The following is a 19122-nucleotide window of genomic DNA, read 5'->3' on the forward strand; positions in this document are numbered from 1 at the left end:
TTTCTCAACACTCAAGCCGATGCCCAACGAAACCCCGGAACCACAGGCAATTTGTAACGACGTCTCCCGCAGCGCGATCTTTATTGTCGCGACCATCGCGAACGACCGCGATCAGGAGGCCAAGGTGCGCGAATGGTGCGGCGACATTGCCGCCCTGGTGCGCGCGGTCGGCAAGCGGGCGCCTTCCGGTAACCTGTCATGCGTCTGCTCCTTCGGCTCGCACGCCTGGGACAGACTATTCGGTGCGCCCCGGCCCGCTCTCCTGCATCCGTTCCGGGACATCGGCGAAGGCGAACGTCGCGCGTTGGGAACGCCTGGCGATTTCCTGCTGCACATCCGCGCCGATCACATGGATCTCTGTTTCGAGCTCGCCACGCAGTTGCTCGGCGCACTCGGTGACGCGGTCACCGTGGTCGATGAAGTTCACGGGTTTCGCTACTTCGACATGCGCGACATGGTGGGCTTCGTCGACGGCACCGAGAACCCGACGGGCCGCGCGGCCGACGAATACACGCTCATCACCGAGGACCCCGGGTTCGAGGGCGGCAGCTATGTGGTGGTGCAGAAGTACCTGCATGACATGGACAGTTGGAATGCGCTTTCCGTCGAGACTCAGGAGCGCATTATCGGTCGCAGGAAACTGTCCGATGTCGAACTCGACGCAGCCGTCAAACCGTCTTCGTCGCATAGCTCGCTGACGACGATCACCGAGAACGGCAAGGAAGTGAAGATCTTGCGCGACAACATGCCATTCGGCCGCCTCGGCGCGGGCGAGTTCGGTACCTACTTTATCGGCTATGCGCGTTCGCCCGCGCCGATCGAGCAGATGCTGGAGAACATGTTCATCGGGCGGCCGCCGGGCAATTACGACCGGCTGCTCGACTATAGCCGCGCTGTGACGGGTGGCCTCTTCTTCGTGCCGTCGGCCCCCTTGCTCGAGTCGCTCGCGGACCGCGATCCGCCAGGCGTCACTACCGCTATCGAGCCATAGGCCGACACTTCTTCGCCCGCCGAGCCGCGCCACGACGGCTCGCTGAATATTGACTCTCTCAAGGGAGTCTCCCGGCATGAATAAACTGCATCGCGAGCTTGCCCCCGTTTCCAGTGCCGCCTGATCGCAGATCGAAAGCGAAGTGGCGCGCACGTTCAAACGCGGCGTAGCCGGCCGTCGCGTGGTCAACGTCAAGTCGCTGAATAAACGCCAGTCGTCGCGGGCTCAGGCACGTTGAGCACGCTCACCATCGTGCAACTGGCCGTGTCCGCGCAACCCTTCTACCGTCAGTGGTAGCCGGCGTCTCCTTCCCGCACCTTGCCGCGGAATACGCGGTACTGCATGGCGTTGTAGACGAGGATGATCGGCAGCACGATCACCGTGCCGACCAGCGCAAAGAGCTGGCTCGAATGGCTCGACGATGCTTCCCAGATCGTCAGCGATGGCGGGACGATGTTCGGCCAGATGCTGATGAGCAAGCCGCTATATCCGAGAAAGCACAGCGCAAGTGTGAGCAGGAACGGCATCGCTTCATGCTGAAGGCGAAGCGAGCGAAAAATGCCCCACACACAGGCGATCACGAGAATCGGCACCGGCATGAACCACCCAAGATTGCCGCTTCCGAACCAGCGATGCTCCACCGCCGGCAACCCAATCACGGTCCAGAGACTCACGACAAGGATCGTCCCCAGCAGCACGGCCACCAGCGGCCGCATCACCTCGCGCATCTTGCGCTGCAGTTCGCCATCCGTCTTCAGGATGAGCCAACCGCAGCCGAGCGTCGCATACGTGGTGAGCACGCCGATTCCGCAAAAGAGGCTGAACGGTGACAGCCAGTCGAATGGGTCGCCGGCGAAACGGCCATCGACAATCTTGATGCCTTGCAGCAGCGAGCCCAGCACGATGCCCTGGCAGAGCCCAGCGAGCGCGGACCCGGCAATGAAGGCGAGGTCCCAAGCATGTTGGGTCCGCGTGGCCTTCGCGCGCAATTCGAAAGCCGCCCCGCGGAAGATCAGCCCCACGACCATCAGGATCAGCGGCAGATAGTTCGCCGGCAGCAGCGTCGAATAGACGACGGGGAACGCGCCGTATAGCCCCGCGCCGCCGAGCACCAGGAACGTCTCGTTTCCGTCCCAGACCGGTGCGATGGTATTGAGCATCACCTGCCGATCGGCTTTTTCCTCGAAAAACGGAAACAGCAAGCCGATGCCGAGATCGAAGCCATCCAGCATCACATAGATGAAAACGCCGAGTCCGATGATCGCGGCCCACACAACCGGTAGATCGATTTGCATGGCGTCACTCCCGTTCCAATGCGTCCAGCGGACGATTGCGCAACACCGGATGCCTGACGGACTGGCGACCGTCGACATGTTCCTCCGGTCCGCGCTTCATCATCTTGAGCATGTAGTACACCCCCATACCGAATACCAGGAAGTACACCAGCACAAAGATCAGCAATGAAACACCCGCTTGCTGGGCACTGATCGGCGAGAGTGAATCTTCAGTGCGCAGAACACCGTAGACCGTCCACGGCTGGCGGCCCACCTCGGTCGTGACCCACCCGGCCAACAGTGCGACGATTCCCGACGGGCCCATGCACAGCACGAAAACCTGGTACCACCGCGTCTCGTAGAGACGGTCTTTCAACCTGAGCAGCAGCCCCAGCAGCGCCGTCAACAACATCAACATGCCGAGGCCCGCCATGATCCGGAAGGTCCAGAAGATGATTGGCGAATACGGGCGGTCTCTGGCGGGAAACTCCTTGAGCCCGCGGATTTCTCCGTCCCAGCTATGGGTAAGAATGAGGCTGCCCAAATGCGGTATTTGCACCGCGTAGCGCGTGACTTCCGCGTTCATGTCGGGCAGACCGACCAGATTGAGCGCCGTGCCGCCTTTCTCGGTTTCCCACAGGCCCTCTATCGCCGCGATCTTGGCGGGCTGATATTCGCGAGTGTTGAGGCCGTGCGCATCGCCGACGAAAATCTGGACCGGCGTGAGCAAAAGCAGAATCCACAGCGCCATCGAAAAACTGCGCTCGACGGGTCCGTCGCGCCGGCCATGCAGCAGATGCCACGCCCCGCACGCGGCGACGATGAAGCCCGCGACAATGAACGCGGCGATGGCCATATGCGCGAGGCGGTACGGAAACGATGGGTTGAAAATCACCTTCATCCAGTCGACCGGCACGATCCGGCCGTTCTCCATGGCGAATCCTTGCGGCGTCTGCATGAAGCTATTCGACGCGAGAATCCAGAAAGTGGAAATCAATGTGCCGGTGGCCACCATCAGCGTGGCGAAGAAGTGCGCGCGCGGACTCACGCGCTGCCAGCCGAACAGCATCACGCCGAGAAATCCGGCCTCCAGAAAGAATGCCGTCAATACTTCATAAGTCAGCAGCGGCCCTGTGACGTTGCCGGCAATGATGGAAAATCCACTCCAGTTGGTGCCGAATTCGTAAGCCATCACCACGCCTGACACCACGCCCATGCCGAACCCGACCGCGAAGATCTTCGACCAGAACAGAAACATGTCCTTGTAGACCATGTCGCCCGTCAGCAACCAGCGCCCCTCCAGCACGGCGAGGAAACTGGCCATTCCTATACTGATCGCGGGGAAAATAATGTGAAATGAAACGGTGAACGCAAACTGCAACCTGGCGAGGTGGAAGGCATCGAAGATTTCCATGATCGATCATCGGCTCCAGGTTGCACCGGCACTCGCGTAAAGATAAACGCCTCGTGTAGCTCAGGGACATCACTCAGCCGACGAACCGCGCCTCCTGTCTCCTTCTTGTAGAAGAGCTTGAGAGGCACCAGCACGTCCGTTTCCGGATAATACCCGCCGCTGCGCCAACACGCTCGCAAAGTGTCCTCGCCCGCTGCACCGCGACGCCGTCAGGACCTGGCACCTTCCGTGGACCCGGTGCTGCTCACTTCGCCGGACGACTTCTTGTCTGGCCGGCTACTGGCGCGCTTCGCCTTGGGAGGCGGCGCCTCGCTGCGAGTGAACTTCACTTCATCGCTGTCCTTAACGTAGCTGACGGAAGTGACCCTTCAGAACGCCCATCTATTCCTCACGCATTGCCTATTCGAAGAGGCGTTCTCCCGCTGGCTTCTCGATGTTGTCCATGATGATCGACGCGCCTGAATGCCCTACTTGCCGGTCTCCCGGCGGCTCTGCTCAGTAACAGTGAAGATAGCCTCCGGTATGACCTCGAGCCGCTCTTTGGGGATAGGCTGGCCGCTTTCATCGGAGAGACCGTAGGTGCCTTCGTCGATCTTGCGCAGCGCGCGCTGGATATCCGCAACGCGCTGGTCGTTCACATCGTGCAGCGACTGGTTGATCTCATTCTGTGCCATTCCCTGCGCCTCGTCCTCATACTCTTCGGACTCGTCGCCATGCTCCTCCTGAGCCGTTCTCTCGCCCGCGATCGTGTCTTCCTCTGTGCCGAGCAGTTCCCGACGCAGCGCCTCGAGGCGCTTGCGCTGCTGCGCGATGAACTCGTCACTCAACTCACCCTGTTGCTGCGGCATGGTGCTTCTCCCTCAGATTGATTTGCTTTACTCACCGTAGAGCCGGGCATCAGGCACCCGGTTCCTGAAATGCGTGGCCGTTGGCCTCCTTACAAAGAGCCCGTGCGCCGGCTATTTCTTCATATGAGTAGTCGTTTTCGCGCGCGGCAGCATGCGCTCTCACTGCCCACGCTACAGCGAATTCCATGAGCAGGTCGCGGCCAGCTGAACGCGGGTTTCTCCAATGCTAACTATCCGCGAAATACGATCGGCATGCGCTATTCACGCGCAATTTTCTTTGTGTCGGGATGCCCGGGATTACGGCATGATGACGCTAAGCAGGGACACGCGCCCTAAAGGAGAGAGCGATGCCAGCATCCACTGTTTTTTACGGCGAGTTTGAGATGGTCGTGCGCCCTGAGACCAACAGGTTCGGAGCATGGATCGCGAGCGTGAGCCTGAGAAATGGCGCGGGCAAAGTCGTCGATATTCGCCCGATGACCGTTCAACCCGAATGGCTGACGGAAGATGAAGCGATTAGAGACGCGGTCGAATGGGGCCGCCGGTTCATCGATCGTGAGTTCGAGACGTCGCAGCCTCACTCCTGGGTTAGCGCCCGCTCTCGCGCAGAGGTCTGGTTCCGTGATGCGGAAGAAAAATCACACGGGCCCGAAACCGGTCCATAGACGTTGCAAGATCACCTTGCAAGGCACGCCCAAGGTCAATTGACCGATTCGTCGTAGCGGCGTGAAGTCCGCCGCTCGCCCGGCTTCGATACCCCAACTACGAGCGCTTGCCTTTTGCCGGCGCCCTGAGCCGTGTCGCGCCCGCGCCGGGCAACAGATTCGCCGCCAGGAAATCGACGAAGACCCTCAGCTTGGGCGACACATACGGACTCGACGGCCACACCGCGCGGAACACGCCGCTGTGTTCGACGTACTCATCCAGTACCGTCACGAGGTTGCCATCCGCGAGTTGCCGGCGGATCGCAAAGTCCGGCACGCAGGTCACGCCGAGCCCTTGCTCGGCAAGTGCAATCAGCGGCTCGACCGTGCTCGACGAGGCCGTCACGGGCAACGGTACGTCATTGCCGGAAGCGGGCGTCACCAAAGGCCAGCGCTGCAACTTGCCGCTGGTCGGATAGCGGTGATGCAGGCAGGCGTGATACAACAGGTCCTCGGGTTTCGACGGCGTACCGGCGCGAGCGAAATAAGACGGGGCGCCGACGAGTTGCAGCCGGTAAGTGCCGAGCGTGCGCGCGATCAACCGCGAGTCGCTCGCATCGCCGGTCCGCACGACGACGTCGAACCCATCGTTGACGACATCGACCAGGTGATCGCTGAAATCCAGATCCAGTTCGATCTCGGGATAGGCGCGCATGAAGCCGCTCAAGGTCGGCATCATCAGCATGCCGACCATCGGCAAACTCACGCGAAGCCGGCCCTTGGGCACGCCTTTGGATTGCGCGAAGCCGGATTCGATCGCGTCGATCTCCGAAAAGATGCGGCGACAGCTTTCGAGGAATTGCTGGCCTTCCTGCGTCAGCGTGATGCTGCGCGTGCTGCGGTGGAAAAGGCGCACGCCGAGCCGCTTCTCGAGCCGCGCCACCGCTTTGCCGACCGCGGACGAAGACAGGCCGAGTTGCTGCCCGGCATCGGTGAAGCTGCGCAACTCCGCGGCGCGGGAAAAGACTTTCAGAGCGTTGAGACTGTCCACACCGCGTCCCCACGATTGCGGACATTGGTGTCCGATAAGTCGGGAACTCTAGCATATTGATGGCCACAAACGTCGCCCCCAGAATCATGCAACGGATCACTTTCGCCCTGAGGCTTTGCATGAAACCCGCACACGTCACCTCCGCTCTCCCTGCTCCGGTCTACTGGCTGGCGCTCGGCGCTTTCGCGATCGGCACCGAAGGCTTCATGATCTCGCCGCTCTTGCCCGGCCTCGCCGCCGATCTCTCAGTGAAGATCGAAACCGCGGGTCAGTTGGTCACGGTTTTCGCTCTGGCGTATGGCCTCAGCTCGCCCGTGTTGACGGCGCTAAGCGGCAACCTGAATCGCCGCACTTTGTTGCTCGCGAGCATGATCGCGTTCGCGCTCTCCAATCTGCTCGCTGTCGTCGCGCCGAACTTCTGGGCGCTGATGGGCGCGCGCGTGCTGTTGGCGCTGTCCGCCGGTCTGTATGTGCCGGGCGCCAATGCGCTGGCGAGCGTCATCGTGCCGCCTGAACGCCGCGGCCGGGCAATTGCGGTGGTGAACGGCGGCATCACGATCGCCATCGCACTCGGCGTGCCCCTCGGCGCGGTCGTCGGCCATGCGCTCGGCTGGCGCATGACGTTCGCCGGCGTCGCCGGACTGGCGACGTTCGCCGCGGCCGGGCTCGTCATCGGTCTGCCGCGCGACATAGGAGCCGGCATCCCGGTTGCGACGCTGCGCGAGCGCATCGCGGTGGCGCGCAACCCGGTCGTGCTGGCAACGCTGCTGACAACCACGCTCTGGGCGACCGGCGCCTACACGGTCTACACCTACCTCTCGCCGTTTCTCGCCGGCGTCACCGGCCTGGCCGGCGCGCGGATCGGCATGGTGATGTTCATGTGGGGGCTCGCTGCCGCGGCCGGCGTCGTGACCGGCGGCAATGCGAGCGACCGCTTCGGACCGCTGGCCGTGATCGTGCCGACGATCGCATTGTCCGGCCTCGCGTTCGCCACGCTGTCGATCAGCGCGCGCGTCCTGTCACCTGCCGCCGCACTCATACCCGTGCTCGTGGCCATCGCGTTGTGGGGCGTCGCGCACTGGGCTTTCTATCCGGCCCAGCAGGCGCGCCTCATCGACATCGCCGGCCTCAAGGTCGCATCGATCGTGCTGTCGCTCAATGCATCGTTTATGTACATCGGTTTCTCGCTGGGCGCCGCGCTTGGCGCACTGACCTTGGCCCACGCCGGCGTGACCAGCCTCGGATGGGTCGCGGCGGCTTGCGAACTGGCGGCGGTGCTGCTGACCGTCGCGATTGTCGGACGGCCTGCCGTGGTGAGCGCGCCTTGCCAGGCGGAGCGCGGATAGTCGCCCGACCATCGCGGGTGCCATCGGACAGGGCGTCCTGTCCGATGCGGCGGCGCATCGCCCTGACTGGTACTGAAGCGGTCTTCGGCATCGTCCACCGCCAAACCTGGAAGTTCGGTACGATAAGCCGGCCTGTCGCACGAGCGCATCCTGCTATGACCGAAATGAATATGGACTGGGGCGATGTCCGCGTGTTTCTCGCGATTGCCCGTTGCGGCACGCTCGGCGCCGCCGCGCGCCAACTGGGACAAACCCAGCCCACCATGGGCCGCCGATTGCGTGCGCTCGAAAACGCGGTCGGCCAGACGCTGTTCCAGCGTACCGCCGACGGCTTCGTACTGACCGATGAAGGCCATGCTGTGCTGAGCTTCGCGCAGCGTATGGAGGAAGAAGCGCTCGCGTTCACGCGTTCGCTTGCAGGGACCGCTCAGCAGCTGACGGGGTCGCTGCGCGTGTCGTCATCCGACTGGTTCGGCATTCATGTGCTGACGCCGGTGTTCGCCGCGTTTCTCTCGCGGCATCCGCAACTGTCGATCGAGTTGATCACCGATTCGCGACGCTACAGTCTCTCGCGCCGTGAAGCGGATCTCGTGTTTCGCATCACGCCGTTCGACGAACCCGACGTCATCCAGCGAAAGATCATGGATTTGAACTACGCGCTGTACGGGCACGTCGATCTGGTTGCGCCGCACGCGGGCGATGGCGCAGGGCAATCGCTCATCACGATGGACAGCGCCTTCGAAACCTTGCCCGATGTGACATGGATCCGCCGCATGCTGCCGAATGCGCGGGTCGCGTACGCCAGCAACAATCGTGGCGTCCAGGCGCGCATGTGCGCAGAGGGCGGCGGCTTCGCGGTTCTGCCGTGCGCGCTGGGCGACAACACGCCGGGCCTGCGGCGCATCGACCTCGGCGAAACACCGCCGGGCCGCGAGGTCTGGTTTGGCTACCATCGTGACCTTCGGCGGCTTGGGCGGTTGCGGGCGCTGATCGACGTTATCGTCGAAAAACTCGCCAACGCCTGACACGCCTCTGGACAATGCTGGCGTCATCCCGTCAACGCTTCGGCGCGACCAGCGTCACTCGATATCGACGACGATTTTGCCGCGCGCACTGCGATCGGTGATTGCGTCGTACGCTCGTTCAGCCGAACGCAGATCGAAGCGGCGCGGATCGAGTCGCGGCGTCAATTGACCCGCTTCGGCGAGACGCGTCGCTTCGCCCAGCATCTCGCCGTGATGCGCCCGATGCTCGCCGGTCAGCAGCGCATGCAAGGTGAACACGCCAGAGTAAGTCGCTTCGCGAAACGACAGCGGCGCGAGCGCATGCGTCCCCCAACCGAGCGCGCTGACGACATGGCCGAAATGCCTGACCGCGGCGAACGACGCATCGAGCGTCGCGCCGCCCACCGTATCGGCGACCACATCGAAACCCGCGCAGCCCGTATGCCGAGCGACGTATTGCTCGACGTTCTGGGTGGCGTAGTCGATCGGCGTGGCGCCGAGGCGCATGACCATGTCGTGATCGCGCGCGCTCGCCGTGGCGAACACCCGCGCCCCGAGCGCCCGCGCGAGTTGCACTGAAACCTGACCCACGCCACCCGCGCCGCCCTGCACGAGCACGGTCTGCCCGGCCTGCAGCTTCGCGCGATCCACGATCCCCATGTAGGCGGTGATGAACACCAGCGGCAGCGCGGCGGCTTCGCGCATCGACAGATTGGATGGCTTCAGTGCCAGCAGATCCGAGTCGACGGCGGCATATTGCGCGAGCGAACCCTGAATGCCGCCGACGCCTCCCGTCATGCCGTAGACCTCATCGCCCGCTTTAAAGCGGGTCACGCCCGCACCGACCGCCTCGACCACGCCGGCCATGTCGATGCCGAGCACCAGGGGCAGTGGATGCCTTGCATGGGCAGCGCCACCTGCGCGGATTTTCGTGTCGAGCGGATTCAGCCCGGCCGCCGCGGTGCGCACCAGCACCTGGCCAGGCAACGGTTCAGGGCGCGCCAGGGTTGTGAGTTCGAGCGGTCCGTTGTACTGGGAGAGAACGAGGGCTTGCATAGTCATGGCGACGCTCCTTGCGAATACCGGTAAGGAAAAAGCAGATGAAGCGCATAGTGACCCATGCAAACCAGCCTGAAAACTTACAAATCCGCACACCTGTCATGCGTTAACGCATGACCTGGCCTTTCACCCGGCGCGGCCGCCAGTTGCATTGGTCGTACGCGACGGCGGCCGCCGGGCACGATGTCCACCGGAACCGTTCCGCGTCACCGAAACATCGAAGCATCTTCGATCAGCGCGGGCGTCACGCGGGACTTGAGCAGATCGAGCCATGCCTTGGTCTTGGCATCGAGAAAATGTCTGGAGGGATACAGGGCGGAGACGGTGACATCGGGTGACCGCCACGACGGAAGAACGCGAACCAGACGCCCGTCGCGAATCGAGTCCTTGACGGTGAACCACGGCAGCAAGGCTATGCCGCTAGCTTGCTGCGCCGTCTTCAGAAGAACGTCGGGATTGTCCGCCGTGATGGGACCGACGGCTTGCGCCAGAAATGACCGCTTGCCCGACATCAGTTCCCACTCCGCGGCAACCGAGGGATTGATCAGCCGAATGCAGGCATGGTCCTCCAGTTCGCGCGGATGCCGGGGCGCACCGCGCCGTTCAAGGTAGGCAGGCGCCGCGCACAGGACACCGAACACCGTGCCCAGCGACAGGGCGACCAATCCCGAATCGGACAACTGTCGCGACAGATAGATGCCCACATCGATGCCCTCCGCAAGCAGCGCCGGCGCGTACTGCGAAGTCGCGTACTCGACGCTCACTTTGGGGAACGCTGCGCAAAAGTCGGCAATCAGCGGGACCACATAGAGATTTCCGAAGCTACCCATGCATTGAACCCTGAGCCGCCCTGCCGGCTCGATCGTCGCCCCTGATGCATAAGCCTCGGCAACGTTCACGCGCTCGAGGATATCCCGGCACTGAATCACATACGTCTCGCCGGTGCTGGTGAGCGCAATCCGGCGGGTTGTCCTCTGTAGCAGTTTGGTGCGCAGGCGCGTCTCCAGTCCGGATACGAGCCGCGAGATCTGCGCTGTCGTGAGGTCCATCTGCTCGGCGGCGGATGTGAAGGTTCCAGCCTCCACCACCCTGACAAACGCCGTCATCGCGTGAAGCAGGCCGTAATCAAGATTTTTACGCATGACGTAACTAAGTTTCCGATCCGACTCGATTGTTACTCACAGTAGGACTATCGAAAATGGTCGTCAAGCCGGCACTGCGTCCGAATCCGTCAGACAGCGGCGCCCCCTTTTCGACATCTTTGGAGCAACACCATGAACGGTGCAGAAAGTCTGCTGAAGTCGCTGGTTGCCAGCGACGTGGAGGTCTGTTTTGGAAACCCGGGCACATCGGAAATGCATTTCGTTGCAGCGCTCGACGCGGTGAAAGAAATGAGACCCGTGCTGGGTCTTCAGGAAAACGTCGTAACCGGGGCCGCCGACGGCTATGCTCGGATGGCCGGCAAGCCGGCCGCCACGCTCCTGCATCTGGGACCAGGGCTGGCAAACGGTCTGAGCAATCTCCACAACGCGCGCCGCGCTTCCAGTCCGATCGTGAACATTGTCGGAGATCATGCGTCGTCGCACGCAAGGTACGACGCGCCTCTCGCCTCGGATATCGCCGGCTTTGCACGTCCGGTGTCGGAGTGGGTTCATTCGTCCACGAGCGCCCGTTCCGTCGGCGCGGATGCGGCACGCGCCGTCCGCGCAGCGAGGGAGGCGCCGGGGCAGATCGCGACACTGATTCTCCCGGCCGACACCGCCTGGGACCGCGCGGACGAGGTTGCGGCGGCGCTGCCGCTTCAGCCGCGTGCACACGCGGCCGGTTCAACTATCGACCGTGTCGCCAGCAGGCTGCGGGCAGGAATGAAGGCAGTCCTTCTCGTTCGAGGCGACGCGCTTCGAGGCGAAGGTCTGGTCGCGGCAGGCAAAATCGCGGCAAAGACCGGGGCGCGGCTGGTTTCCGACACGTTTGCGCCTCGTTTGGAACGCGGTGCGGGCCGCGTGCGGGTCGAACGGCTTCCCTACTTCGGCGAGCACGCCACTGAATTCCTGGCCGGAACAGAGTTGCTGATTCTGGTCGGCGCACGTCCTCCGGTCAGTTTCTTCGCGTATCCCGACAAACCCAGCTGGCTGACGCCCGACGGCTGCGAGATCGCCGTGCTGAGCCATCCGCACGAAGACGGAGTGGCCGCCCTGGCAGCGCTCATGAACGCCGTCGATGCGAGCGGCGCCGAGGAGCGCGTTGCCGCGCGGCAAGCGATTCCCTTGTCGCTCGACGGCGCACTCGACGCGAAGAGCATTGCGCAGATCGTGGCCATGCATCTGCCCACAAACGCAATCGTCGCCGATGAGGGCGTTTCGTCGACCCTGCCTTACTACGACCTCCTGAACAACGCCGCGCCGCATGATTTTCTCAACCTCACCGGCGGTGCGATCGGCAGCATGATGGCCGTGTCGACCGGCGCCGGCATTGCCTGTCCGGACCGCAAGGTCGTGACATTGGTCGGCGACGGCAGCGCGATGTACACCGTCCAGTCGCTCTGGACCCAGGCGCGCGAGGACCTCGATATCGTGACCGTCGTGTTTGCCAATCGCGGCTATAAGGTGCTGAACAACGAACTGGTTCGCGTGGGCGCGGCTTCGAATGGATCGGGCGCGGCAGCCATGCTCGATCTGAGTACTCCGTCGTTGGACTGGGTTTCGATTGGCAACGGCCTGGGTGTCGCCGCCGTCCGCGCGAATTCCCGCCGCGCGTTCGAGCAGGCGTTCATCTCGGCGGTAGCGCAACGCGGCCCGCGCCTGATCGAAGCGGTTATCGAGTAAGCGCCGCAAAGCCCGACTTGGGGGCAGGCTTACATGTCAATTTCGTAATGAAGCAGTAGGGATTGCGTCATTTGAGGAAGCGCAATATGGCTTCCAGACGCTCAGAGAAGAAAGACCCGCACTACCAGTAGCGTCGAAGTATCTGCTGCCATGCGGAGAATTTCCACCAGTTGTCCATTGCATTTATTTAGGAATCGAGATCATGAAGAAAGCTATTGTTTGCCTCGCCCTCACTGCTGCCGCCTTGTCCGCTCCGGTGCTCAGCTTCGCGCAGTCCAATGCTCCGGTGACACGTGCCGAGGTCGTTAGCGAACTGGCACAAGTGGAACAGGCCGGCTATAACCCCGCGCGAGCCGAAGACGCCCAATACCCGGCCGACATTCAGGCCGCCGATGCGATCGTCGCGGCGCAATCCACCAACCAACAGACGATGCAGAGCTACGGCGGTACGCCGGCGAACGGTGCAACGTCAAGCGGTCCGACGCACACGGCAATGAATTCGACCTGTATCGGTCCGGCCAGCTTCTGCACCCCGTATTTCGGCAAATGAGCGGCACGCTTTCCGGTCCCGTGCTGTTGCTGCATGCACGGGACCCGGCTTCATCTGAAGTTCCTCCCGGCTCAACGGAGCTTCACCCGCTGTCCACCTCGCATTGAGCCCCGTTCCGCTGCAGGCACGCCGCAGACGCGCGTCATCCCTTGCCGAACTCCGTTTCCCACACCTGCTCGATTGCCTGCAACGCAGTCAGCACGATCGACCGGTTCAGCGCCGCCGCGAGCGTGCCGTCGCGCTCGGCATACGCCTCGCACAGCCGTTGATGATCGGCGCACGAGCGCTGCATCCGCCCCGGTAACGACGTGCTGAGGTGCCGCAGCCGGTTGGTGCGCATGCGCATCGAATCGAGTACTTCCTTGAAGATGCCGTTACGGCTCACCCGCAGTTCTTCATCCCGAAACGCGACATTGGCCCAGAAATAGCCGTCGACGTCGGCGCGCGCGGCCGCGTCGGCGAGACGCGCGTGCGCGCGCCACAACGACTCGATGTCCTCGGCGGTGGCGTGCTCGACGATCGCAAGCGACACCTGCCCATATAACAGCACGCGCAGCTGGTAGATCTCGCGCACTTCCGTGAGGCTCATCGACGACACGCGCGGACGCCGCCGCGGCGACCAGTCGACCAGCCGTTCGCGGTTCAGCACGAACAGCGCCTCGCGCACCGGCGTGCGGCTGACGTTGAAGCGCTTCGCGAGATCGACCGAATTCAGGTCGTCGCCCGGTTGCAGCCGCCCTTCGATGATGCCGCGCGCCACCCAGTCGACGATCTCCGCGACCGGCGATGCGTCGCTCTGCTCCTCTTCGTCGCGTGTGTCGACAGTTTCGTCCATCCCGTTATTCCTCGATATCCCTTGGTATGCCGCTCCGCTGCGTGCACGGATTCTAGCAAACCGGCGGCCGGCCAGGCCGGCGGGGCTCCTGCTTGATTCCGCAAAGTGTGCACAGTTCATAGAATTTCTCTTGAAATTCACCCGTGATTCGCCATACACTTGCCTAAAGTGTCGACACTACCAATATAGAACATCAATCCAACGGGACCGTGATTAGCGCTAAAGCGCTAACTGCGGTCGACAGGAGACGCAAGCATGTACATGGAAAAGGAGATCGCCGGCGCAACCGCCGTCGAAGCCAGCGTTTCGGCGCGGCTCGACCGCCTGCCGCCGACGCGTTATTTCAGCGGCCTCGTCGCGCGTATCGCGATCGGCGGCTGGTTCGAGTTTTATGAAATGTTCATGGCGGCCTATATCTCACTGGGACTCATCGGCAGTGGCCTGTACCGTGCCACCACGGCCGGCCTGTTCGACGTCAACGGGTTCGCCAGCTTTCTCGGCTCGTTTTTCGCCGGGATGTTCGTCGGCACGGTGGCGCTCGGCGGCTTCACCGACCGCTTCGGACGCCGCGCCGTGTTCACCTGCGCGATGCTGATCTATTCGGTCGCGACCTTCGCCGCCGCGTTCCAGCATTCGCCGGAATCCATGGATCTCTGGCGCTTTATCGCGGGCCTCGGAATCGGCGTGCAACTCATCACTGTCGACACTTATATTTCCGAGCTGACGCCGACTCACACGCGCGGCCGTTACAGCGCGTTCAGCATCCTCGTGATCCTGACTTCCGTGCCGACCGTCGCGGTGCTGTCGTTCCTGCTCGTGCCGCACACGATCCTCGGTCTCGAAGGCTGGCGCTGGGTGATGATCATCGGCTCGGCGGGCGCGGTGCTGATCTGGTTCATGCGGCGCGGCCTGCCGGAGTCGCCACGCTGGCTCGAAAGCAAGGGCCGGCATGTGGAAGCGCGTGCCATCGTCGATGCGATCGAGGCCCGCGTGGTCGCCGAAACCGGCCGGGCGTTGCAGGCACCGGCGCAACACACCCCGGAGCCGCTGGCGAGTGAGCACAGCGCGTCATGGTCGGAGATGTGGAAAGGCCGCTACTTCAGCCGCACTGTGATGCTGTCGTTCTTCAACTTCTTCCAGACCTTCGGCGTATATGGATTCGGCGCATGGGTGCCGGTGCTGCTCTACACGAAGGGCATCACGATCACGCATTCGCTCCTCTACACGATGGTGATCGCGTTCGCGACGCCGCTTGGTGCGCTCGGCGCGATGGCGTGCGCGGAGCGCGTCCAGCGCAAGTGGCAACTGGTCGGGTGCGCGATCGTCGTCGCGGTCGCGGGCGTGCTGTTCGGCATGGTGCGCGAACCGGTGCTGATCCTGCTGTTCGGCAGCGCCGTGACCATCGCGAATAATTGGCTGATCGGCATCTTTCACACCTATCAGGCCGAGCTCTATCCGACGCGGATTCGCGCCCGCGCTGTCGGTTTCGTTTTTAGCTGGAGCCGTCTGAGTTCGATCTTCGTCGGTTTCTGGGTGGCGGCATTGCTGAAGCATTCGGGCGTGCCCGCCGTGTTCGTGCTGATTTCGTCAGCCATGTTTGTGATCGTCGTGATGGTCGGGCTGCTAGGGCCGAAGACCAACGGCATTCGTCTGGAGGAGTTGTCTCAATGAGTTCCATCGCCGCCGCATTCGCGCACGGCCTTTTCGCACTGGCGCAGCGTCCGCTGCCGATTCCGGTCGCGGAGGAAGCCAGGCGTTCCTTGATCAATGTGATCGGCACCTCGATCGGTGCGTCGCGGCATCCCGGTGTCGATGCGATCCTCGCCGCCGCCGCTGAGCTGGGCGTCGCGCCGAACGCGCCGGTGCCGGGCCGCCGCGAAAAAGTCGACCTGCATTTTTCGGCGCTCGCAACCGGCTTTGCCGGCCATCTCGACGATTTCGACGACACCCATCTCGTCACCGTGATTCACCCTGCCGCTTCGGTGCTCGCCGTGCTGACGGCGCTCGCGCCCGACACACGGCCCACCGGCGCGGCCGCGCTGACCGCGTTCACGCTCGGCTGCGAAGCGCAGTTGCGGGTCGGCGTATCCATTTCGCCGGAACACTACGATCGCGGCTGGCACATCACCGGCACGTGCGGTGTGATCGGCTGCGCGGTGACGGCCGCACTGCTGCTCGGTCTCGACGAAGCGAGGTTGGCAGAAGCCGTGTCGATCGCCGCCTCGATGTTCGTCGGCCAGCGCGAAGCATTCGGCACGATGACCAAGCCCTATCACCCCGGCAAGGCGGCAGCGAACGGCATTGCGGCCGCGCGTCTCGCGCAGCAAGGCCAGCGCGCCGCCGCCGATATTTTCGAAGCCGCCGGCGGCTATTCGCATTCGATGTCGACCAAGGTCGATTTCGAGCTCATGAACGGCGCGTTCGGCGAGCGCTGGGAACTGCTCTTCAACACGTACAAGCCGTATCCGTGCGGCATCGTCGCGCATCCGGCGATCGACGCGGGACTCGCGCTCGCGCCGCGGATCGACGATGTGCAGTCGATCGAATCGATCACGCTGCGCTGCCATCCGCTCGTGCCCGAACTGATGGGCAATCCGCAGCCGAAGGACGGCCTGCAGGCGCGCTTCAGCGCGATTCACGGCGTGGCGGCCGCGCTGTGCGACGGCCAGGTCGGTCTCGCGCAATACGAAGACGCGCGCGTGGTGCGGGACGACGTCACCGCGGTGCGCGCGCTGACGAAGCTCGCGCCCGACGCATCGGTCAATCGCGACGAAGTCTTTATCGCGGCGACGCTGAAGAACGGCACGGTCGTCGAACATCACGTCGAGCATGCGCGCGGCAGTCTCGCGCGTCCCTTGACCCAGGACGAACTGATGCACAAGGTTCGTCTGCTGGTGGATCCGCTGCTCGGCGAGGGCGTCGCCGCACAACTCGCTTCCGCCGTGGCGACACTGGATACCGCCGCCAATCTCGACGCGCTCTTTGCACTCTGCGCACCGTCTGAGGAACTGAATCATGCATAACGCCGCTCAACATTCCGTCGTGTCCGACGCGCTCGTCGGCTTCGCCATCGCCGCGCTGCCCGCCTCGGCCGATGCCGCACTCGACGCCGCCCGCGACGCGCTCACTCACGCGCGCCTGCTCACCGATCCGGCGACGCGCTCCACCGCGCAGATCAGCGCACTGCTGCAATCGCAAGGCAGCGCGACGACTGACTCGCGCACTCGCGCATGGATTCTCGGCACGTCGCTCGCGACGCAGGCCGCCGCGTCGCCGGCAATGCCGGTGCTCGCCGCCGTGATCGCGGCCGGCGACAGGCTCGGCTCGTCCGAAAACGATGCGATCGCCGCCGCCGCGATCGGTATCGAAGCCGCCTCGCGCATTCTCAGTGCGGTCGATAGCGACGAATTTCGCGCGCGCTGGAACGTGGCGTCGTCGGTGGGCTTGCTGGGCGCGGTGCTGGCGGTCTCGCGCCTGCTGCGTCTCGACGAAGTGCATACACGTCATGCACTCGGCGTCGCCGCAACCCAGGCCGCGGGCCTCGCGCACAACGCGGACCACGCAATGGAAGCGATCGAGATCGGCAAAGCCGCTGCCGACGCGCTCGAAGCCGCGATGATCGCGAAGCACGGATTCACGAGCGCCGCTGCTTCGATCGATGGACGGCGCGGCTTCGCGGCGCTGATGGCGTATCGATTCGACGCCGCCGCCATCACTGAAGCGCTGGGTACGCGCTGGACTTCGCTCGACTGAACGTGACGCGCTTCGCCCGATGTGTTTGACGCATGGGGCGAAGCTGTCATCATCAACCATGCTCGACGCCTCGTCGGCCAGACCAGGGGAATCCAATATGACCAGCAAGCGAATCATCCAAGCCTCGTTGCCCGCGCTGTTCTCGCTGTGCGCGGCACTGAGCGGCGCGAACGCCATCGCGCAGACGCCCGCGTCGCAACCGTCGGCCGGTGGACTGCCGGCGCACTCGCCGTTCGATATTCCATACGGCATGCCAATCAGTCTGCAGAACGCCAACCAGGCGCTCGAAGCCGCCGAAGCCGAGGCCGCGCGGCATGGCTGGCCCGAAGCCATTGCGGTGACCGATCCGAGCGGTGAGCTCGTCGCGTTCGCGAAGATGGACGACACGCAGAACTCATCGCCGAAAATCGCGCTACGCAAGGCCGCGACCGCCGCGCGTTTTCGCCGCGATACGCGCACGTTCTATAACGCCTTCGAAGCCGGCCACACCTCTTCGGCGACGCTCGATCCTTCGGTGGTCGCGTCGCCCGGAGGCTATCCGCTCGTGATCGGCGGCAAGATTGTCGGGGCGATCGGATGCAGCGGCGGCAGCGGCGATCAGGATGCGGATATCTGCAAGGCGGGCGCGGACGCATTGAAGTAACGACGCGAGTCGCCGTTTTGCGGCGCTCGCGTTGGTCGACAATCCTGCTCGCAAGCCAACTTGATCAGGATGCCTTTTTTATGCACGGAGAAGTTCATCATGGCCGATAAACCCGCTGACGGATCAGCGATGCCGCCGATCGCATCATCACGGCGCCGGTTCCTGATCAAAAGCGTCGCGGTTTTGCCGGTGGCTGGCGGCCTCGCCGCGTGTGATCGACCCGGCGGTGTGACGGCGTCAGCATCGGCGTCGACCACCGCTGGCGTCGACGGTTCCAGCTCGACACCGTACCAGCCGAAGTTCTTCAAGCCTGACGAATGGAGCACTCTGCAGGCCACGATCGACCGCCTGATTCCGGCCGATGCCGAAGGCCCCGGCGCGCTGGAACTCGACGTCGCGGCGTTCATCGACCGGCAGATGGAAGGCGCGTTCGGTCATGCGTCGGCGTGGTACATGCACGGTCCGTTTCATCCGGACGCATCACCGCTCGCCGGCTATCAAAGTCCGATGTCTCCTCGCGACCTGTATCGCACCGGCATCGCGGCACTCGACGTCTATTGCAAGACACACTTCGGCGGCAAGCCGTTCGTGCAATTGTCCGCCGCGCAACAGGACACGTTGCTGCACGGCATGGATAGCGGCAAGGTCAAATTCGAGCAGACCTCGACCGCTCATTTCATCGCGTTGCTGTGGCAGAACACGAAAGAAGGCTATTTTTCCGATCCGGTTCACGGCGGCAACAAGCACGCCGCGAGCTGGACCATGATCGGTTTTCCTGGCGCACGCGCCGACTATCTCGACTGGGTCGCGCAACCCGGCAAAGTGTATCCGCTTGGATCCGTGACGATCGAAGGCAAGGCATAGCCGCCGTCTTCATCCAGCGCG

General features: G+C 63.5%; 17 protein-coding genes and 2 pseudogenes. 12 read left to right on the forward strand and 7 right to left on the reverse strand.

Going from position 1 to position 19122, the window contains the following annotated elements:
- Nucleotides 1–19: 19 nt before the first annotated feature.
- Nucleotides 20–1075 (forward strand): annotated as a pseudogene (locus RI103_RS30100) (Dyp-type peroxidase).
- Nucleotides 1068–1187 (forward strand): annotated as a pseudogene (locus RI103_RS30105) (encapsulin); the annotation flags it as partial. The pseudogenes RI103_RS30100 and RI103_RS30105, both read left to right, overlap by 8 nt.
- Before the next feature lie 91 nt (nt 1188–1278).
- Here the strand turns inward: RI103_RS30105 and cydB are convergent.
- The 3 genes from cydB to RI103_RS30120 form a co-directional block, all read right to left on the reverse strand.
- Entirely contained in the window at nt 1279–2286 is a 1008-nt protein-coding gene (gene cydB / locus RI103_RS30110; protein WP_310816287.1) for a cytochrome d ubiquinol oxidase subunit II, read from the reverse strand.
- Between the two features lie 4 nt (nt 2287–2290).
- Nucleotides 2291–3679: a cytochrome ubiquinol oxidase subunit I gene (locus RI103_RS30115; protein WP_310816288.1), complete on the reverse strand. Its 1389-nt coding sequence runs from the start codon at nt 3677–3679 to the stop codon at nt 2291–2293.
- A gap of 467 nt (nt 3680–4146) precedes the next feature.
- Nucleotides 4147–4527 (reverse strand): TraR/DksA family transcriptional regulator, encoded by a 381-nt coding sequence (locus RI103_RS30120; protein ID WP_310816290.1) that lies wholly within the window; start codon nt 4525–4527, stop codon nt 4147–4149.
- Nucleotides 4528–4874: 347 nt separating this feature from the next.
- Between RI103_RS30120 and RI103_RS30125 the strand changes: the two genes are divergently transcribed.
- Nucleotides 4875–5192 carry a DUF6566 family protein gene (locus RI103_RS30125; protein ID WP_310816292.1) on the forward strand — a complete coding sequence of 106 codons (318 nt, stop codon included), beginning with the start codon at nt 4875–4877 and terminating at the stop codon, nt 5190–5192.
- Between the two features lie 97 nt (nt 5193–5289).
- Here the strand turns inward: RI103_RS30125 and RI103_RS30130 are convergent, their stop codons facing one another.
- Nucleotides 5290–6222: a LysR family transcriptional regulator gene (locus RI103_RS30130; protein WP_310816293.1), complete on the reverse strand. Its 933-nt coding sequence runs from the start codon at nt 6220–6222 to the stop codon at nt 5290–5292.
- Nucleotides 6223–6341: 119 nt separating this feature from the next.
- Between RI103_RS30130 and RI103_RS30135 the strand changes: the two genes are divergently transcribed.
- On the forward strand, nt 6342–7568 hold the full coding sequence (locus RI103_RS30135) for an MFS transporter (RefSeq protein ID WP_310816294.1): 1227 nt from the start codon (nt 6342–6344) through the stop codon (nt 7566–7568).
- Between the two features lie 155 nt (nt 7569–7723).
- Complete coding sequence (locus tag RI103_RS30140) at nt 7724–8593, forward strand: LysR family transcriptional regulator (RefSeq protein ID WP_310816296.1); 870 nt, start codon at nt 7724–7726, stop codon at nt 8591–8593.
- A 54-nt stretch (nt 8594–8647) separates the two neighbouring features.
- Here RI103_RS30140 and RI103_RS30145 read toward each other — a convergent pair whose 3' ends face one another.
- Both RI103_RS30145 and RI103_RS30150 read right to left on the reverse strand, forming a co-directional pair.
- Nucleotides 8648–9634 (reverse strand): zinc-dependent alcohol dehydrogenase family protein, encoded by a 987-nt coding sequence (locus RI103_RS30145; RefSeq protein ID WP_310816297.1) that lies wholly within the window; start codon nt 9632–9634, stop codon nt 8648–8650.
- Nucleotides 9635–9837: 203 nt separating this feature from the next.
- Entirely contained in the window at nt 9838–10773 is a 936-nt protein-coding gene (locus tag RI103_RS30150; RefSeq protein WP_310816299.1) for a LysR family transcriptional regulator, read from the reverse strand.
- Nucleotides 10774–10905: 132 nt separating this feature from the next.
- Here RI103_RS30150 and RI103_RS30155 point away from each other — a divergent pair, with 132 nt between their 5' ends.
- Both RI103_RS30155 and RI103_RS30160 read left to right on the forward strand, forming a co-directional pair.
- Entirely contained in the window at nt 10906–12456 is a 1551-nt protein-coding gene (locus RI103_RS30155; RefSeq protein ID WP_310816300.1) for an acetolactate synthase large subunit, read from the forward strand.
- 202 nt (nt 12457–12658) lie between these two features.
- Complete coding sequence (locus tag RI103_RS30160; RefSeq protein WP_310816301.1) at nt 12659–13006, forward strand: DUF4148 domain-containing protein; 348 nt, start codon at nt 12659–12661, stop codon at nt 13004–13006.
- A gap of 142 nt (nt 13007–13148) precedes the next feature.
- On the opposite strand, the gene RI103_RS30165 is transcribed toward RI103_RS30160, so the two are convergent.
- Entirely contained in the window at nt 13149–13841 is a 693-nt protein-coding gene (locus tag RI103_RS30165; protein ID WP_310816302.1) for a GntR family transcriptional regulator, read from the reverse strand.
- Nucleotides 13842–14096: 255 nt separating this feature from the next.
- Here RI103_RS30165 and RI103_RS30170 point away from each other — a divergent pair, with 255 nt between their 5' ends.
- The 5 genes from RI103_RS30170 to RI103_RS30190 all read left to right on the forward strand — a co-directional run bounded on the left by RI103_RS30170 (nt 14097) and on the right by RI103_RS30190 (nt 19101).
- Nucleotides 14097–15512: an MFS transporter gene (locus RI103_RS30170; RefSeq protein WP_310816303.1), complete on the forward strand. Its 1416-nt coding sequence runs from the start codon at nt 14097–14099 to the stop codon at nt 15510–15512.
- Nucleotides 15509–16864, forward strand: coding sequence for an MmgE/PrpD family protein (locus RI103_RS30175; RefSeq protein ID WP_310816304.1), 1356 nt, complete (start codon nt 15509–15511; stop codon nt 16862–16864). Before RI103_RS30170 ends, RI103_RS30175 begins: the two co-directional genes overlap by 4 nt.
- Nucleotides 16857–17594, forward strand: coding sequence for an MmgE/PrpD family protein (locus RI103_RS30180; protein ID WP_310816305.1), 738 nt, complete (start codon nt 16857–16859; stop codon nt 17592–17594). Before RI103_RS30175 ends, RI103_RS30180 begins: the two co-directional genes overlap by 8 nt.
- Nucleotides 17595–17691: 97 nt before the next feature.
- Entirely contained in the window at nt 17692–18237 is a 546-nt protein-coding gene (locus RI103_RS30185; RefSeq protein ID WP_310816307.1) for a heme-binding protein, read from the forward strand.
- Nucleotides 18238–18336: 99 nt separating this feature from the next.
- Nucleotides 18337–19101 (forward strand): gluconate 2-dehydrogenase subunit 3 family protein, encoded by a 765-nt coding sequence (locus RI103_RS30190; protein ID WP_310816308.1) that lies wholly within the window; start codon nt 18337–18339, stop codon nt 19099–19101.
- Nucleotides 19102–19122: the final 21 nt, after the last annotated feature.

The sequence above is a fragment of the Paraburkholderia sp. FT54 genome (assembly GCF_031585635.1).
GTDB lineage: Bacteria > Pseudomonadota > Gammaproteobacteria > Burkholderiales > Burkholderiaceae > Paraburkholderia.

Coding starts and splice junctions, on each gene's coding strand:
- cydB (WP_310816287.1), bottom strand. CDS start 2,286: ATGCAAATCGATCTACCGGTTGTGTGGGCCGCGATCATCGGACTCGGC.
- RI103_RS30115 (WP_310816288.1), bottom strand. CDS start 3,679: ATGGAAATCTTCGATGCCTTCCACCTCGCCAGGTTGCAGTTTGCGTTC.
- RI103_RS30120 (WP_310816290.1), bottom strand. CDS start 4,527: ATGCCGCAGCAACAGGGTGAGTTGAGTGACGAGTTCATCGCGCAGCAG.
- RI103_RS30125 (WP_310816292.1), top strand. CDS start 4,875: ATGCCAGCATCCACTGTTTTTTACGGCGAGTTTGAGATGGTCGTGCGC.
- RI103_RS30135 (WP_310816294.1), top strand. CDS start 6,342: ATGAAACCCGCACACGTCACCTCCGCTCTCCCTGCTCCGGTCTACTGG.
- RI103_RS30140 (WP_310816296.1), top strand. CDS start 7,724: ATGACCGAAATGAATATGGACTGGGGCGATGTCCGCGTGTTTCTCGCG.
- RI103_RS30145 (WP_310816297.1), bottom strand. CDS start 9,634: ATGACTATGCAAGCCCTCGTTCTCTCCCAGTACAACGGACCGCTCGAA.
- RI103_RS30150 (WP_310816299.1), bottom strand. CDS start 10,773: ATGCGTAAAAATCTTGATTACGGCCTGCTTCACGCGATGACGGCGTTT.
- RI103_RS30155 (WP_310816300.1), top strand. CDS start 10,906: ATGAACGGTGCAGAAAGTCTGCTGAAGTCGCTGGTTGCCAGCGACGTG.
- RI103_RS30160 (WP_310816301.1), top strand. CDS start 12,659: ATGAAGAAAGCTATTGTTTGCCTCGCCCTCACTGCTGCCGCCTTGTCC.
- RI103_RS30165 (WP_310816302.1), bottom strand. CDS start 13,841: ATGGACGAAACTGTCGACACACGCGACGAAGAGGAGCAGAGCGACGCA.
- RI103_RS30170 (WP_310816303.1), top strand. CDS start 14,097: ATGTACATGGAAAAGGAGATCGCCGGCGCAACCGCCGTCGAAGCCAGC.
- RI103_RS30175 (WP_310816304.1), top strand. CDS start 15,509: ATGAGTTCCATCGCCGCCGCATTCGCGCACGGCCTTTTCGCACTGGCG.
- RI103_RS30180 (WP_310816305.1), top strand. CDS start 16,857: ATGCATAACGCCGCTCAACATTCCGTCGTGTCCGACGCGCTCGTCGGC.
- RI103_RS30185 (WP_310816307.1), top strand. CDS start 17,692: ATGACCAGCAAGCGAATCATCCAAGCCTCGTTGCCCGCGCTGTTCTCG.
- RI103_RS30190 (WP_310816308.1), top strand. CDS start 18,337: ATGGCCGATAAACCCGCTGACGGATCAGCGATGCCGCCGATCGCATCA.